Here is a 14,884-nt window from a genome sequence, read left to right as displayed (position 1 = left end):
AGGGCGGGATGCGGTATCGTCCGGGTGTCCTCAACCGAAGGTGCCCCCATGCGCAAATTTCTCCTTGGCCTATGCCTGCTGATTGTCCTTGGCGCGGCGGTGTTCTGGTGGGTGACGCGGCCCGAGCGGGTCGGCGATGCGGTCGCGGGCCTCAGCGGCGACGCGAGCGCGGGCGAAGCTGTGTTCTGGGCCGGGGGCTGCGCCAATTGTCACGCCGCGCCCGAGGCCAAGGATGACGCGCGGCTGGTGCTGGCCGGGGGGCAGGGCTTTGCCACGCAATTCGGCACGTTCTACGCGCCGAATATTTCCCCGTCAGAGGCCGGGATCGGCGGCTGGTCGTTGGAGGATCTGGCCGATGCGGTCATGGCCGGGGTGTCGCCGGGCGGTCAGCATTACTATCCCGCCTTTCCCTACGTGGCCTATGCCCATGCCGCGCCGCAAGACATTGCCGATCTGAAAGCGTTTCTCGACACCCTGCCTGCATCTGACGCGCCCAGCCGGGATCACGAGGTCGGGTTCCCGTTTTCGATCCGTCGCATGCTGGGTGGCTGGAAGTTTCTGTTCGCAGATGACGCGTGGGTGCTGGATGGCGAGTTGAGCGAGCAGCTGACCCGTGGGCGCTATCTTGTCGAGGCGCTGGGCCATTGCGGCGAATGCCATACGCCGCGCAATGCGTTGGGTGGGCTGGAACGGGACCGCTGGCTGTCCGGGGCGGAAAATCCCTCGGGGCAGGGGCGCATCCCCAACATCACCCCCGCCGCGCTGGACTGGTCCGAGGCCGAGATCGCAGAATATCTCAATTCCGGCTTCACGCCCGAATTCGACAGTGCCGGCGGCGAAATGGTCGCGGTCATCGAGTCGATTGCGCATCTGCCCGATGCAGACCGGCAGGCCATCGCGGCCTATCTCAAACAGGTGCCCGCAGTCGAGTAAGGCCGCGCCCCAAAGACAACCGCGCCGCGCGGGCATCCCCGGCGGCGCGGTTTCGAATGCTTTTAGGATACGTCCGCCGCGTGCCCCCGTTCGGGGGGCACCGTGCCGTTCGCGTTAGCCGAGCGCCATCGACGCCGCGCTTTCGGGCAGTTCCTCGTCAAAGCAGCGCTGGTAGAATTCCGCCACGGTCTGACGTTCCAGCTCATCGCATTTGTTGAGGAACGTCAGGCGGAAGGCGTAGCCAACATCGCGGAAGATGCGCGCGTTCTGCGCCCACGCGATCACCGTGCGCGGGCTCATCACCGTGGACAGATCGCCATGCATGAACGCGGTGCGGGTCAGATCTGCGACCGTCACCATCTGGCTTACGGTTTTGCGGCCATCGGCGGTGTTGTAATGCGGCGCCTTGCTCAGCACGATTGCAACCTCGGCGTCGTGGCTGAGGTAGTTCAGCGTCGCGACGAGGCTCCAGCGGTCCATCTGACCTTGGTTGATCTGCTGGGTGCCGTGGTAAAGACCAGTCGTATCGCCCAGACCCACGGTGTTGGAGGTCGCAAACAGGCGGAAGCTCGGATGCGGGGTAATGACCTCGTTCTGGTCGAGCAGGGTCAGCTTGCCGTCCACCTCCAGCACCCGCTGGATCACGAACATCACATCGGCGCGGCCCGCGTCATATTCGTCAAAGACGATTGCGGTCGGGTTGCGCAGCGCCCAGGGCAGGATGCCTTCCTGAAACTCGGTGACCTGAACGCCGTCGCGCAGCTTGATCGCGTCTTTGCCGATCAGGTCGATGCGGCTGATATGGCTGTCGAGGTTCACGCGCACACAGGGCCAGTTCAGGCGGCTGGCGACCTGTTCGATATGGGTCGATTTGCCGGTGCCGTGATAGCCCTGCACCATGACCCGCCGGTTGAACGCGAAACCGGCAAGGATCGCCAGCGTCGTGTCGGGGTCGAACTTATAGGTCGAATCGACCTCCGGCACGCGGTCGGTCGGCTCGGCAAAGCCCTTCACGATCATGTCGCTGTCGATTCCGAACACTTCGCGGACCGAAATTTCCTCGGTCGGTTTGTTCGCCGCGTTCACCATGCCATCCGCCATGTCAGTTCCTTTATCTCGTCGCGCGGGCGGTTGCCTGCAATCCGCGATCCGGCGCCCGTCTTGCGGGGTCGAACAGGCACTTCGTGCCCCATTCCGTGAAGGGGTGCAAGGGGCCGGACCCTGCCTTTGCCTCCCCCATGCGCGGCCCTTGGACCTATGCGTTGCGCCCTCGTGCGGGTGATCCATCGCGGGGGCTTGCGCGTACTCACGCGATATAGACCTGTTCAAATGGCATGCAACCGGGGCGCGGGGGTTTAACCGCGCGCGCTTCGGCTTAGGTTGCACTGCAACTCCGGGGGGGAAGATGACAGATCGGTCAGACATCGAAACATGGATCGGGCGCACCGCGTTGGGGGACCGGTCCGCGTTCTCCGCGCTTTACGATGCGACATCCGCGAAACTTTTTGGCATCTGCCTGCGTGTCTTGAAAGACCGGTCACTGGCCGAGGACGCGTTGCAGGAGATCTATGTAAAGGTCTGGGGCGCGTCGGGGCGGTATGCGGCGGGCGGAGCAAGTCCGATGTCGTGGCTGATCACGATTGCCCGCAACCATGCCATCGACCGGCTGAGAGCGCAGCGCGCGGCTGGCGGCGCGGCACTGGGCAGCGGCGGGAGAAGCAGCCGGGATGAGGCAGGCGATGCCCCTCTCGATGCGGCGGCGTCGGTGGCCGATGATACGCCCGGCCCCGAAGCGGCGGCAATCGCGCGGTCCGAGGCCGCGCGGATCGGTCTGTGTCTGGGCGAGTTGGAGCCCGAGCGAGCGCAGGCGGTGCGTGGCGCCTATCTGGAGGGCTGGTCCTATCAGGAACTGGCCGAGCGGGCCGATGTCCCGCTTAATACGATGCGAACATGGCTCCGCCGGAGCCTGATCAAACTAAGGGAATGTCTGAGCGCATGAGCGACGCAACCGGACCCATGACAGGCAGCGACGGCCCCGGCCCCGATGATCGGGCGCTGGCGGCGGAATATGTGCTGGGCCTGCTCGCACCGTCCGAGGCGGATGCGTTCGAGACCCGGCTGACTCATGAGCCTGCGCTGCGCGACGAACTGGCGCTGTGGCAGGGCTATCTGACCGCGATGACCGCGCAGGTGCCGGAAACCGTGCCACCGGCGCGAGTGAAGCGCCGGGTGGAAACCGCGTTGTTCGGGGCGCCACAGGCGGGCGCGACGGCGGCGGGCGCGCGCGGGGGTTGGTTCGCGCGGCTGACGGGCCGACGCGCCTTGGGGGCAATGTCGCTTGCCGCCGCCGCCGGGATCGCGGCCCTCGTCGTGATGACGCCGCAGACCCGCGGACCGCAAGCGCCGCTTGATCCGGGCTACGCGGCGGAACTGGTGTCCGAAAACAGCGGCTATCTGTTCAGCGCCGCGTGGTCGCCCGATCAGCAGGCTGTTGCTGTGACCCGGCTGGAAGGTGCCCCGCGCCCTGACCGGGCGGAGGAGCTTTGGCTCATCGCGCAGGACGCCGCGCCGGTGTCGCTGGGGCTGCTGGACCCGTCGGGGCAATCGGTCATCACGGTGCCCGCACCGCTGGCCGAACAGATGGCAGGTGCCGTTCTAGCGGTGTCGGACGAGCCGCCGGGCGGGGCGCCGGGTGCGGCGCCGACGGGAGAGGTGCTGGCCGCAGGACCGGTGCAGGAGATCTGACCGCGCGGCGCCCAGCTCAGCCAGCAAGGTTTTTAAAGACAGGCAAGGCCCGCGCATCCGCGCGGGCCTTTTGCATGGCAGCGCCCCGTCGGGGCCCACCGGCGAAAAAACTTTGCCTCCATCTGAAACTATGCCGGATCGGCTGCCGTGGTTCTGGACAGCAACCGCGACATGCGGTGCCCAACCCGGAGGATCAAATCCATGACCGTTAAGACTTTCATCGCGACCGCCCTGACCGCCACCGCCCTGACCGGCGGCGCGGCATTTGCCGAAGCCCATTCGATGAACCCCGAAGTGGGCGGCGCGCCGATGCTTGTTGAGCGCAACATCATCGAAAACGCTGTGAATTCCGCCGATCACGAAACGCTGGTCGCCGCCGTGCAGGCCGCCGGTCTGGTCGAAACCCTGTCGGGCGAAGGCCCCTTTACCGTGTTCGCGCCCACCGATGAGGCGTTCGAGGCCCTGCCCGAAGGCACCGTCGAAGACCTGCTGAAGCCGGAAAACAAGGATCAGTTGACCAAGGTTCTGACCTGCCACGTCGTGGCCGCTGATGCGATGTCCGAGGCCATCCGCGGCATGATCGACGATGATGGCGGTGCGCACCCTGTTTCCACCGTCGGGGGCTGTGAACTGACCGCGACCTATGAGGGCGACGCGATCATGATCGAGGACGAAAACGGCAACGTCGCGAATGTCACCATCGCGGACGTCAAGCAGTCCAACGGCGTGATCCATGTGATCGACGCGGTTCTGCTGCCCAAGATGTAATTGCCCACCCTCGTGTGGTGATTGCAGTCGGCGTCGCACCTCCCCCGGGGTGCGGCGCCGGTTTCGTTTTGGGCGTTTCGGCGGCTGCGAGCCGGGTGGCGGTTTCGGGCCGGGCGACCGGCCTTACGCCACCGGGCGGCGAAAGATCAGGCTGGTGGGATGGTCGAAACCGGGATGGGCGCGTTCGGCCACTTGGCGGAACCCCGCGGCAGAGAAAGCCGCATGGTTTTCGATAAGCTCGATCCGGGTTTCCAATTCCAGCGTATTGCGTCCAAGCCGCCGTGCTTCGGCTTCGGCGGCGGCGATGATGTGGTGCAACAGGCCACGCCCGCGCAGGTCCGGGTGGATCGCGACCTTGCCCAGATATAGCGCGTCGGGCTCTGGCCGCAGATAGGCGCAGGCAACCGGATCGCCGCTGGCTCCGATCCCCAGCAGCAGAACCTGTGTCCCGCTCATCTGTTCAAGATCGGATGCGCTGAGCGACGTCAGGGACGAGGGTGGATCGATCCGTCCCTCCATTCCGGAAAACGACAGCACCAGCAGGCGGTGTAGCGCGGCCCAGCGATCAAAATCGGGGGGCGCGGGGTGGATTGGCGGCAGGTCGGCCATGGATGACATCGTGTGCTCCATCGGTGACGGCCGCAGGTGCGGCGGGGGCGGTGTGGGGGCCAAAGACCCCGATCCAACAGCTTCCAGTTACGTTAGGCCATGCAAGATCAGGCACCAAAACCCGTGCAAGTCAACAGTGCACCGGTCCCGTTCGCGTCCAGACGGGGCATTCGCCGCTTTTCCGCTTACAGGATTTCGTCTGCGTGACAGGCCCCGCGCCAGCGGCTAGGATCGGGAGCAGGATTTCGTCACGGGTTGTTATATGGGTCGCCGCTTCTTTTCAGGTTTGCTGCTCGCGGCGGTGCTCTGCGGTGTGACGGGGGCCGGACCGGCGCGGGCCGAATTCACCATGACGGATCGCAGCGGCGCGTGGTTTTTCTACACCCAGCGTGGGCTGGGGCAGGGGTTTGCCGCCTGTCAGGTGGTCAGCTGTCTGCGCGGCGTGTGTTCCAGCGGGACAGCCAGCCGCACGCAATTTTCGCTCTATGATGCCCGGGACGGACGCGGCGCGATGCCGGAGTTCATTTCGCCGCAACGGGCGCGTCCGGGCGCGACCGCGACGCTGGACATCGGTGGCGCGCGCTTTGTGCTGAGCAATCTGTTCAAGTCGCCGCAATACTACATGATGAGCCGCGATCGTGCGCAGGCCACTGAGATCGTGGCACGTCTGCGCGGGCTGGAGCAGGCCGACAGCAACGCCAAGTTCCACGTCACCGACCCCCAAGGCCGGCGTCATGAGTTCACCGTGCGCGGCGTGTCGGTCAGCCTCGACCGGATGCAGAGCCGGTGCAGCCCGGTGAGCGCTGAGTGACCACGCCGAAACCGCCTGCGCCCAAATCCCGCCCTGCGAAGCTGCCTTTAGCACTACTGGCCGCTGTGCTGAGCGCTGTCTTTTGCATCGGTGTTTTTGTGCTGCCGGCGGAGCCGGGCCGCGCGCTTCGGGGCGGGATCGGACCGGATGATGCGATATCGCTGGGCTGGCTCATGGGGGCGGGCATGCTGGGCGCGGTGGCGTCGGTTTTGCTGCTGCGCGACGGGTTCGGGCGCGCGGGGCGGCGCGGCTGGCTTTGGGCAGGGGTCGCGGGGTTGGCGGCAAGCGCGCTGGGCGGGCTGTTCGCGGGCACGCTGGTGATGCCGGGTTACGGCTCCATGCTGGGGGCGATGACCGTGTTTTTCGCCGTGCTGGAGCACCCGACCCGGCTCGCGGCTTGGCTGGTCGGGGTGGCGTTATTGCACCTGACGGCGCGGCGCTGGCGGCGCTGACCGGCCCCGTTCCACCCCGCGCCCGCCATGCCTGGATTCGCGATGGGGGTCAGGCCGTCGCGGCGGCCTTATCCTCGCGCCATTCCTTGGCCAGATCCGCCAGCAGGACGCGGATCGCCGCATCGCGGTCCGGCTCATCGGACAATTTTTCCCGCGTCAGCAGTTTGTCGACCGCCGCGACATTGCGGTTCTCACAGGCCCGGACCAGATTGCCCGGCAGCATCCCGGCTGACGACAGCGCCCGCACCCATGCGGTGCGCAGCGATGGCGGTGGGCTATCGGCATTCTCGCACCAGCGATGCTCAAACTCGGTCATGATGTAGTCCAGCACCTCGCGCATGACGTGGCGGCGGTCCTCCTTGTAGGGCAGGTGGAACACGTCCGTCACGATCTCGTAGCTGGGCCAATAGAACAGGTGACCTTCGGCCTTATGCGCGCGCAGCACCTGATCGACGGCAACGCGAAGCGAGGCTTTGGACACCGAATTCGACGTCAGGCAGGAATTGTCGCGGAACGTCGCGCTGAGCGGCACCGGCGACAGGGTGACGATGATCTTAGCATCCGGGCGATGCTTGCGGATCAGCTGGTAGATCGCCTCGATATTCTCGCGGTTCTCATCCGGCGTGACGACGCGGAACTTGTGCCGCTCTGGATCATACACATCCTTGGGAATGGTGCGCCAGAACACGTTGCCGGTCGGTTCGTCATACCAGACCTCGGACAGGCCAAAGGTCAGGATGAAGACATCGGTGGTGTCGAACAGGCGCTTGGTCTCGGCCTGAACCTCTGGATCGTAGCCGTAGCTTTCGGCCTTGTAGCCATGCCACAGTTCGCCATCGAATGACTTGTCTTCCCACGCCCATTCGAATTGCTGACGGATGACATAGGTGTTCACCATGCCTTCACCCATCGAGACGACATAGGCGCCCTTGGCGCTCTCGTCGCGGGTCAGGACGTGGTAGTTCCGCTTGGCAAGCCAGTTCGAGATATTGAACGCAAAACACGAGCCGAACGCGCAGATCTGCGTGCCGGGATTGATCGCGGGCGCGGGAGGGGCCCAACCTTGCACCACCCAGTCGCGCACGGCGGTGTCCGGCACCATCTGGCTGCGGGAGGGATTGAAATTGGTGTGTTCGCCCCTGAACCATGGCCGATGATGAGAGGCTTCGGTGACGTTCTTGTCGTAGACGATTTTGCTGGCGCGTTTGCCGCCGCGGGTGTCGTTATCGACTGTCGGATTATCCATGCCATCGGCCCTTTGCTGCGCTTCTCGATTACGCTAGGGCAGGTTGGGTGTTGGCGCAAACCCAATCGAGACAGGGCGGCGCCGCAGATCACTGAACTGCCTGCGCCGCCGCACTTCAGATGGCTTAATGCACCGTTGGCTTCGGCGCGCCTGCTGCACGGGCCTGCCTGCGCCGGGCCAGCATGTTGAGCGCTTCGACAAAGGCCGAGAACGCCATCGCCGCGTAGATGTAGCCCTTTGGCACATGGTGACCGAAGCCATCCGCGATCAGCACCATGCCGATCACCAGCAGGAACGCCAGCGCCAGCATCACGACGGTGGGGTTCGAGTTGACGAAGCGGGTGACCGGGCCCGACGCCGCGAACATCACCGCGACCGCGATCACCACGGCGGCGATCATGATCGGCAGATGCTCGGTCATGCCGATGGCGGTCAGGATGCTGTCGACCGAGAACACCGCATCCAGCGCAACGATCTGCACGATGACGCGGGCAAGGCTGGCGGTGGCCTTCTCCTTGAACACGCTGTTGGCGGGGTGGGGCTGCATTTTATGCTGGATCTCGGTGGTGGATTTCCACACGAGGAACGCGCCCCCGGCGATCAGGATCAGGTCGCGCCATGAAAACGCCGTCTCGAAGCTGGGCTTGCCGTAGTCGGTCATCGGCCCTTCGAACCCCAGATCAAAGACCGGCGCGGTCAGGGCAGCCAATTGGGCGATCACCGCCAGCAGTGCCAGACGCAGCACCAGCGCCAGACCGATGCCCAGCTGGCGGGCGAATTTCTTATTCTTTTCAGGGAGCTTGTCGACCACGATCGAGATGAAGATCAGGTTGTCGATGCCCAGCACGATTTCCATCGTGACCAGCGCCAGAAAGGCAGCCCAAGCTTCGGGGGAGGCAAGCAGGTCGATCATCGCGGTCTCTCTTTGCAAAATGTCAGGTCACAACGGCGCAGACCCGCCGCGTGTTCCCGACATGCGGGTGCGTCAGAGCCAGTTGCGCCAGCGAAACACGATGAACAGCAAAAGCGCCAGCACCACCATCGACAGCGACAGCGTGGCAAAGGCCCAGGGCCACGCAGTGCCGGGCATACCCGCGACATTCACGCCGAACAGTCCGGTGAAAAAGCCCAGCGGCAGAAAGATCGCGGCGACAACGGACAGCACATAGCCGTTGCGCCCCATCTGCGCCTGTTGCTGCACGTCCAGATGGTCCTGCATCGCGGCGAGCCGGTCGCGTGAGGTTTCAAGTTCTTCCACCATCCGGGTCAGGCGGTTGAGCGTTTCGCGCAGATCGTTGCGGTCCGCCTTGGTGAACAGTCCTTCTTGAGCCAGCAGCCGGGTCAAAGCGTCACGCTGCGGGCCAAGAAAACGGCGCAGTTTGATCGCGGAGCGCCGCATAGGGCCGAGTTTTTCCCGGCCTTCCTCGCCCATGCCGTCGTCGAGGATGTCTTCCTCCAGATCGTCGGTGTCATCCTCCAGCTTCACGGTGAAGGTTTCGGTGCGCATCGTCAGTTCCGCCAGCAGCCGGGCAAGGTAGCTGCCGGGACTGGCCGGGGCTTCGCCCTCCTCCATGCGCTGCCGCATTGCATCGACGGCAAAGATCTTGCGGAAGCGGCCCGACACGATCAGCCCCGGTCCGACCCACAGCCGGAGCGAGATCATGTCGTCGAAATCCTCGCCCTCGTTAAGGTTCACGCCGCGCAGGTTCAGCATCAAGCCTTCGTCGAGCGGCTCACAGCGGGGGCGGGTTTCGGGATCAAGCATGGCGCGCACGGGGATGGGCGGCAGGAAGCTGCGCAACCACGGCTCCAGCCCCGGTTGCCGCAGGTCGAAATGCAGCCAGCGATAGACCGCGCCCTGTCCCGGCGCGGGAAGGATGTCGCCCGGCGGCACCGGCAGCGCCTTGCCCGACGGCGTCACGTCAAAGGCGCAGATCGGCTGCGGGATGCCGTGGGGCAGGGTTTCCGACGCGGGCACCGGCAAGTCGGATGCGGCGCTGTCGTCGGCGCGGCGGTCGGGATCGGTCAGGGGCATCGCGCTCTCAGATCAGTTCCGGTGAATCGCCGTATTCGGCATTGTCGTCGGCCACCGCCTGCACCATCAGCCGCATCAGATCGGGATCGGCGGAATGCACCCGGTTCCAGTTCGGGATGAAGGGCGTCTCCATCGGGTTTTCAAGAAAGATCTGCCCGGCCTCGACGATGTTGGAGGCAAACAGCTCCACCGTCGATTCCTCCGCATGGCGATCAACGCTAAGCCCGTTCAGACGCGCGTCGTTATAGTAGCTTTCGATCATATCCAGCGCGATGCGGTAATAGGTGGCCTTCAGCGACCGGAACGCCTCCATCGTGAAGACCGTGCCATCGGTGGCGAGCTTGCGGTAGAGCGCCTTGCAGATGTCGATCGACATGCGCGACAGGCCGGTGGTTTTGTCCTCCACCGACAGGGGCTGATGCTTATGATCATAGCCGTCCGAGATATCGACCTGACAGACGGCTTTTGGCGGCAGGTTGCGGAACGCTTCCGACAGCACCCCGATCTCCAGCCCCCAGTCCGAGGGGATGCGCATGTCCGACAGGATCGAGGCGCGCATCGCGAATTCGCCCGCCAGCGGGTAGCGGAACGCGCGCAGGTAGTCGAAATATTCCCGGTCGCCCACCACCCGTTTCAGCGCCAGCAGCAGCGGCGACACCAACAGCCGGTTGACCCGCCCGTTCAGTTTGCCGTCCGCGATCCGGGGGTAGTAGCCTTTCGACATCTGGTAGGGGAAATTCGGATTGGCGACCGGATAGACCAGCCGGGCCAGCATGTCGCGATCGTAGGTGACGATGTCGCAATCATGCAGCGCCACCACCGCGCTGTTCACCGCCGCCAGCGTATAGCCTAGACAGAACCACACATTGCGCCCTTTGCCCGGCTCAATCGGCGACAGCCCGATGCGGGCCAGCCGGGCATCGATTTCGCGCATCCGCGGGCCGTCGTTCCACACGACGGTATGTTTCTGCGGCAGGCGGGCAAAGAACTGTTTGGCATGGCGGTATTGCGCGGGATCGGCGCGGTCGAGGCCGATGACGACATGGTCGATGAACCGCGCCTCTGACAGGTGGTTCAGGATGTTGGGCAGCGCGTCGCCCTCCAGCTCGGAATAGAGCGAGGGCAGGATCAATGAGATCTTGCGCCGCTGGGCGAACACCTCAAGCTCGCGCGTCAGCGTCGCCGTGTCGGTGGTGCGCAGGTTGTGCAGCGTGGCCACAAAGCCGTTCTGATGAAAGTCAGCCATTCATGATCCTCGCAGGCAGGCTAGAGCAGGTCGGAAAGTAGGTCGAGCACCGCGTGCATCCAGCCTTGCGGGCCGGGGACGGTGGTGCGGACCCGGGCCTCGCCCGGCAGCGGCGGCAGCGGGGTGCCGTGGGGGTTGGCGATAATGACGCCGTGGTCCGCGGCTTCGATCATTTCGCGATCATTAGGCGCGTCTCCAAGCGCGAGACTGCGGGGCGCTGTGGCGGGGTCGGCCGTGGCGTCAGGCGCGTAGTGGGCGATGATTTCCGCCATGCGCCCGGCCTTGGTGCCGCCAAAGGACAGGGTCAGAAACCGGCCCCCCTCGCGCGCCGTGACACCGTGCTGCGCAAGCGCCGCGACAAAGGCTGCCCGCCCGGTGTCCGAGCCCTCCCAAAGACCCGGTTCGGAAAACTGGCGCTGGGCTGCCAGCCGCGCGCCTTCGATGGGCAGGCCGGTGCGGCGCGCGATCTCCGCCGCGCCCCAATCCCCGAACCCTCGGTATTGGTGGCGCAGATCCGGGGCGATGGCATCAAGGGCCGCGCGCAGCCGCTGATAGGCGCTGCGATCAGGGGCGGCCTCCGCTGGGCCGGGCGGCAGCAGCCCCGCGCCGTTTTCGACGATCGCCGGGCAATGGGCAAATCCCATCTCCGCCCGGAGAGGGGCAATTTCGGCAGCGGTCTTGGACGAGGCGAGGATCAGGGGGATGCCCGCGCCCCGCAGCCGGTCCAGCGCAGGGGTGGCAGCCTGCCAGCCATAGGTCTCATGATCGAGAAGCGTGCCGTCGAGATCGGAGAACACGATTGCCCTCGGGGCAGGCGCGTCCGCTGGGGTGTTACCTGTCATGGTTCCACCTTACGTGCTTTCCCGGCCACGACCAGCGGTTTTCGCCGCAGTGCGGCACGGACGGGCATTGCGCGGCTCGGCGTCGGGAACAGGTGGGGTTGCGCTTGGGCGCGCGGCGGGGATGATGCAGCGGAAGCCGCGGCTTCCTTTCCATTTCCAGATTACAGGTGCCCGATGACGCAAGCGACCGCCCCCGACCCCCTCGATATTCTCGTCGTCAGCCGGTTGCTGCCTTGGGCGATGGATGAACTGGGCCAAACCCACCGCCTGCACGACTATGACCCTGCCGCGCCGGTCCCCGAAGACGTGGCGCGCGCGGTGAATGTGGTGCTGACCTCAGGCGGGCCGGGGCTGAGCGCCGATCTCATCGCGCAATTACCGGCGCTGAAGCTCTGCGCGTCGCATGGCGTGGGCTATGACCAGATTGACGTGGACGCCTGCACTCGCGCCGGTGTCGTTGCCACGAATACCCCGGATGTGCTGACCGACGATGTGGCCGATACGGCCATCATGCTGATGCTTGCCGCGTTGCGCGGACTGCTGGCAGGCGATGCGCATGTGCGCAGCGGCGCGTGGGGCCGCGATGGCGCGATGCCGCTGACGCGAGGCGCGAAAGGTTCGGTTCTGGGCATCGTCGGCGCCGGGCGGATCGGGCAGGCCATCGGGCGCCGCGCAGAGGCGATGGAGATGGAGGTGCTTTACACCGGCCGGTCGGAAAAGCCTGACCTGAACTGGCGCTATGTGCCGGATGCGGTCGAACTGGCACGGCAATCCGACGTGCTGGTGGCGGCGACCGCAGGCGGCGAGGGCACGCGCAATCTGATCGACCGGCCCATTCTGGAGGCGCTTGGCCCGGCGGGATGCTTCGTCAATATCGCGCGCGGCTCGGTCGTGGACGAACCCGCGATGCTGGACCTCCTGCGCAGTGGGCATCTGGGGTTTGCCGGTCTCGATGTGTTCGAAAACGAGCCAAACCCCGATCCCGCCTTTGCCAGCCTGTCGAATGTGGTGCTGTTCCCGCATCATGCCTCAGGCACCCTGCACACGCGCAATGCCATGGCGCAGCTGGTGCTGGACAATATCGCGGCCTTTGCCGCAGGCAGGCCGCTGGTCACACCGATCAACGGCTGACCGCATGGGCGCGGGGCTGGGTGGTTTCCATTCGGTTACCGGGGCACCTACAGGTGCCGCCTTGCGCCCCGCTTCATGGTTGCTAAGTGAGCCGTGGTAACTGTCAGTGACTGCCCATGCGCGCCCGCCGTGGCGCGGGCCTTTGCGACGGTGCGCCCCTAATCACAGCCATGGAGCCTCCCCCATGAAGACCATTACCGTTCTCGTTGGCAGCCTGCGCCAAAACAGCATGAACCGCGCGTTGGCCCGCGCACTGGAAGTCGCGGGCAAAGACCGCTTTCGCTTCGTCTATGCCGATCTGGCGCCGCTGCCCATGTATAACGACGACCTTTGGGCGGATGTGCCCGATGCCGTCACCGCCCTGAAACAGCAACTGGCCGAAACCGATGGCGTGCTGTTCGTGACGCCGGAATACAACCGCTCGATCCCGCCGGTGCTGTCGAATGCGATCGCGTGGGCGTCGAAGCCCTATGGCGAAAATAGCTGGGCCGGGCTGCCCGCCGCGGTCGCTGGCACGTCGCCCGGTCCTGTCGGTGCGGCAGGCGCGCAGATCCACCTGAAATCCATGTTGCCGGTGTTGGATATGCTCGTGTTCGGGCAGCCGGAGCTTTACGTTCAGGGCTCTGCCGACATGTTTGACGACACGTTGGGCACCACCCGCGAGGACACCCGCGTGTTTTTCGAGGATTGGGCGGCAAAGTTCGACGCGTTTCTTGACCGGGTTGCGCGGCAAGACACACGGATCGCCGCCGAATGATCTGATACGGGCCGGGGTGGCGGGCTGCGCGGGAGACATGTTTGCCCTGCAGCTCGCCCCCGATCCGGCCCCGTTCCCGACCCGGCGCGCCGGTATTTCGCCTATCCCGTTCTTCCGCCACTATTTAATTGACTTGGCCCATGCTGCGTGGCCTCTACAGGATGTTTTTGCAGAAATGTCATTCATGCGCAGGGAGCAGGCGGCATGCAGGACGTGCGCGCGACGAAGTGGCAGTCCAGTCGGCTGGGCACGATGGGGGAAATCGACATCCCTGACCGGGTGCATCGCTATGTCCCGCTTTGGGTCACGCAGATTGCGGTGGCGGTCAGTTGTGCAGTGCTTGCCTTCGCCACGCGCGGCGCGGTGGATGCGCTGTTTTCCGGGGCAGGGCCGTTTGCGCTGACGATCCCTTTCGTGCTGTTCGCGACCCTTTTCGCGCGCTGGCAGGCGGGTGTTCTGACGCTGTGCCTGTCAATGCTCTACGCGTGGTATTTCGTGCTGCCGGTGCAAAGCAGTTTTGCATTTGCCGTGGGCTCGGACGCGCCGCGCGTGGTGGTCAATATCACGTCGGGCTTTGCCGTCGTGGCGCTGGCAGAGATGTTTCGCCGCACGGTGCGCCGCGCGGTCGAGGAACGCGATGCGCAGGTGCGCGAGCGGCAGCTTTATCTGGAGGAATTCGACCATCGGGTGAAGAACAACTTTGCCATGGTCGCCTCGCTCATCCGGATGGAAAGCCGACGCCCCGGCATTACCGAGGATGCGCGCCAGTCGCTCAACGCCATTCACGGGCGGGTGGCCAGCATTTCCCGCGCGCATCAGGCGCTCTACCGCCGGGAAGGTGGCGTGCAGGAGGTCGCGATGCAGACCTATCTGGGGGAGTTGTGCACCTCACTGGAGCAAGCCCTGCTGGAAGGTCGCCGCATCCGGTTGCAGACCCATATCGCGCCGGTGGCGGTGCCGCGCGACCGGGCGATTTCGATTGGGCTATTGGTCAATGAGCTGGTGACCAACGCGGTCAAGCATGCCTTCCCCGAAGGGCGTCCCACCCGCGCGGACGGGGATGCCATCACCGTCACGCTCGCCCCCGGAGAGCCCGTTGCAGGGGCGGACGGCGCGCCCGATACGACCCCGCCGTTGCGCTTGGTGATCGAGGATAACGGCATCGGCACCGGCACGACCGAGCGGCGCGATGGATCGCTTGGCCATCAGTTGATCGCGGCTTTTGCGGTGCAGGCCCAAGGCACCCTGCGCGAAGAGACCCCCGCGCAAGGCACACGATTTGTCTTTGACTTCGATGCCGTGTGACGGG

Annotated in this window: 16 protein-coding genes; 9 read left to right on the top strand and 7 right to left on the bottom strand. The window is 65.3% G+C overall.

What is annotated here, in order from left to right; genetic code table 11:
* Positions 1 to 48: 48 nt before the first annotated feature.
* Positions 49 to 933, top strand: coding sequence for a c-type cytochrome (locus CBW24_RS11215; RefSeq protein ID WP_097373633.1), 885 nt, complete (start codon positions 49 to 51; stop codon positions 931 to 933).
* 114 nt (positions 934 to 1,047) lie between these two features.
* Here CBW24_RS11215 and cobS read toward each other — a convergent pair whose 3' ends face one another.
* A complete protein-coding gene (gene cobS / locus CBW24_RS11210) occupies positions 1,048 to 2,034 on the bottom strand; it encodes a cobaltochelatase subunit CobS (protein WP_088661558.1) in 987 nt (328 codons plus the stop codon).
* 304 nt (positions 2,035 to 2,338) lie between these two features.
* On the opposite strand from cobS, the gene CBW24_RS11205 reads away from it, so the two are divergent.
* From CBW24_RS11205 to CBW24_RS11195, 3 genes are all read left to right on the top strand, one after another.
* The gene (locus tag CBW24_RS11205) at positions 2,339 to 2,932 is read left to right on the top strand and encodes a sigma-70 family RNA polymerase sigma factor (protein ID WP_088661885.1); all 594 of its coding nucleotides are present in this window, start codon (positions 2,339 to 2,341) and stop codon (positions 2,930 to 2,932) included.
* Positions 2,929 to 3,678, top strand: a complete 750-nt coding sequence (locus tag CBW24_RS11200; protein ID WP_157773208.1) for an anti-sigma factor — start codon at positions 2,929 to 2,931, stop codon at positions 3,676 to 3,678. Before CBW24_RS11205 ends, CBW24_RS11200 begins: the two co-directional genes overlap by 4 nt.
* A gap of 201 nt (positions 3,679 to 3,879) precedes the next feature.
* A complete protein-coding gene (locus tag CBW24_RS11195; protein WP_088661560.1) occupies positions 3,880 to 4,446 on the top strand; it encodes a fasciclin domain-containing protein in 567 nt (188 codons plus the stop codon).
* 123 nt (positions 4,447 to 4,569) lie between these two features.
* Here CBW24_RS11195 and CBW24_RS11190 read toward each other — a convergent pair whose 3' ends face one another.
* Positions 4,570 to 5,064 carry a GNAT family N-acetyltransferase gene (locus tag CBW24_RS11190; RefSeq protein WP_232529756.1) on the bottom strand — a complete coding sequence of 165 codons (495 nt, stop codon included), beginning with the start codon at positions 5,062 to 5,064 and terminating at the stop codon, positions 4,570 to 4,572.
* Positions 5,065 to 5,317: 253 nt separating this feature from the next.
* Between CBW24_RS11190 and CBW24_RS11185 the strand changes: the two genes are divergently transcribed.
* Together CBW24_RS11185 and CBW24_RS11180 are read left to right on the top strand one after the other, a co-directional pair.
* A complete protein-coding gene (locus tag CBW24_RS11185; RefSeq protein WP_097373630.1) occupies positions 5,318 to 5,866 on the top strand; it encodes a hypothetical protein in 549 nt (182 codons plus the stop codon).
* The gene (locus CBW24_RS11180; protein ID WP_097373629.1) at positions 5,863 to 6,318 is read left to right on the top strand and encodes a hypothetical protein; all 456 of its coding nucleotides are present in this window, start codon (positions 5,863 to 5,865) and stop codon (positions 6,316 to 6,318) included. Before CBW24_RS11185 ends, CBW24_RS11180 begins: the two co-directional genes overlap by 4 nt.
* Positions 6,319 to 6,367: 49 nt before the next feature.
* On the opposite strand, the gene CBW24_RS11175 is transcribed toward CBW24_RS11180, so the two are convergent.
* From CBW24_RS11175 to CBW24_RS11155, 5 genes are all read right to left on the bottom strand, one after another.
* Entirely contained in the window at positions 6,368 to 7,564 is a 1,197-nt protein-coding gene (locus CBW24_RS11175; protein WP_097373628.1) for a GSCFA domain-containing protein, read from the bottom strand.
* A gap of 124 nt (positions 7,565 to 7,688) precedes the next feature.
* Positions 7,689 to 8,477, bottom strand: coding sequence for a TerC family protein (locus CBW24_RS11170; RefSeq protein ID WP_097373627.1), 789 nt, complete (start codon positions 8,475 to 8,477; stop codon positions 7,689 to 7,691).
* Positions 8,478 to 8,549: 72 nt separating this feature from the next.
* Positions 8,550 to 9,599, bottom strand: a complete 1,050-nt coding sequence (locus CBW24_RS11165; RefSeq protein ID WP_097373626.1) for a zinc transporter ZntB — start codon at positions 9,597 to 9,599, stop codon at positions 8,550 to 8,552.
* A gap of 7 nt (positions 9,600 to 9,606) precedes the next feature.
* Positions 9,607 to 10,845, bottom strand: coding sequence for a glycosyltransferase family protein (locus tag CBW24_RS11160; protein ID WP_088661567.1), 1,239 nt, complete (start codon positions 10,843 to 10,845; stop codon positions 9,607 to 9,609).
* A 20-nt stretch (positions 10,846 to 10,865) separates the two neighbouring features.
* Positions 10,866 to 11,687 carry an HAD-IIB family hydrolase gene (locus CBW24_RS11155; RefSeq protein WP_097373625.1) on the bottom strand — a complete coding sequence of 274 codons (822 nt, stop codon included), beginning with the start codon at positions 11,685 to 11,687 and terminating at the stop codon, positions 10,866 to 10,868.
* A 174-nt stretch (positions 11,688 to 11,861) separates the two neighbouring features.
* On the opposite strand from CBW24_RS11155, the gene CBW24_RS11150 reads away from it, so the two are divergent.
* The 3 genes from CBW24_RS11150 (at position 11,862) to CBW24_RS11140 (ending at position 14,880) form a co-directional block, all read left to right on the top strand.
* Entirely contained in the window at positions 11,862 to 12,818 is a 957-nt protein-coding gene (locus tag CBW24_RS11150; protein WP_097373624.1) for a 2-hydroxyacid dehydrogenase, read from the top strand.
* A 184-nt stretch (positions 12,819 to 13,002) separates the two neighbouring features.
* Positions 13,003 to 13,575, top strand: coding sequence for an NADPH-dependent FMN reductase (locus CBW24_RS11145; protein WP_088661570.1), 573 nt, complete (start codon positions 13,003 to 13,005; stop codon positions 13,573 to 13,575).
* 204 nt (positions 13,576 to 13,779) lie between these two features.
* Entirely contained in the window at positions 13,780 to 14,880 is a 1,101-nt protein-coding gene (locus CBW24_RS11140) for a sensor histidine kinase (RefSeq protein ID WP_097373623.1), read from the top strand.
* Positions 14,881 to 14,884 lie beyond the last annotated feature (4 nt).

This window comes from Pacificitalea manganoxidans, assembly GCF_002504165.1.
Classification (GTDB): domain Bacteria; phylum Pseudomonadota; class Alphaproteobacteria; order Rhodobacterales; family Rhodobacteraceae; genus Pacificitalea; species Pacificitalea manganoxidans.
The sequence above is the reverse complement of the archived record's forward strand: the minus strand, read 5'-3'. Positions and strand labels throughout refer to the sequence as shown.

Bases quoted from the DNA above. Each gene is read 5' to 3' on its own strand.
- CBW24_RS11150 (WP_097373624.1), top strand. From the start codon at position 11,862: ATGACGCAAGCGACCGCCCCCGACCCCCTCGATATTCTCGTCGTCAGC.
- CBW24_RS11200 (WP_157773208.1), top strand. From the start codon at position 2,929: ATGAGCGACGCAACCGGACCCATGACAGGCAGCGACGGCCCCGGCCCC.
- CBW24_RS11190 (WP_232529756.1), bottom strand. From the start codon at position 5,064: ATGTCATCCATGGCCGACCTGCCGCCAATCCACCCCGCGCCCCCCGAT.
- CBW24_RS11145 (WP_088661570.1), top strand. From the start codon at position 13,003: ATGAAGACCATTACCGTTCTCGTTGGCAGCCTGCGCCAAAACAGCATG.
- CBW24_RS11185 (WP_097373630.1), top strand. From the start codon at position 5,318: ATGGGTCGCCGCTTCTTTTCAGGTTTGCTGCTCGCGGCGGTGCTCTGC.
- CBW24_RS11175 (WP_097373628.1), bottom strand. From the start codon at position 7,564: ATGGATAATCCGACAGTCGATAACGACACCCGCGGCGGCAAACGCGCC.
- cobS (WP_088661558.1), bottom strand. From the start codon at position 2,034: ATGGCGGATGGCATGGTGAACGCGGCGAACAAACCGACCGAGGAAATT.
- CBW24_RS11165 (WP_097373626.1), bottom strand. From the start codon at position 9,599: ATGCCCCTGACCGATCCCGACCGCCGCGCCGACGACAGCGCCGCATCC.
- CBW24_RS11140 (WP_097373623.1), top strand. From the start codon at position 13,780: ATGCAGGACGTGCGCGCGACGAAGTGGCAGTCCAGTCGGCTGGGCACG.
- CBW24_RS11160 (WP_088661567.1), bottom strand. From the start codon at position 10,845: ATGGCTGACTTTCATCAGAACGGCTTTGTGGCCACGCTGCACAACCTG.
- CBW24_RS11215 (WP_097373633.1), top strand. From the start codon at position 49: ATGCGCAAATTTCTCCTTGGCCTATGCCTGCTGATTGTCCTTGGCGCG.
- CBW24_RS11155 (WP_097373625.1), bottom strand. From the start codon at position 11,687: ATGACAGGTAACACCCCAGCGGACGCGCCTGCCCCGAGGGCAATCGTG.
- CBW24_RS11205 (WP_088661885.1), top strand. From the start codon at position 2,339: ATGACAGATCGGTCAGACATCGAAACATGGATCGGGCGCACCGCGTTG.
- CBW24_RS11195 (WP_088661560.1), top strand. From the start codon at position 3,880: ATGACCGTTAAGACTTTCATCGCGACCGCCCTGACCGCCACCGCCCTG.
- CBW24_RS11170 (WP_097373627.1), bottom strand. From the start codon at position 8,477: ATGATCGACCTGCTTGCCTCCCCCGAAGCTTGGGCTGCCTTTCTGGCG.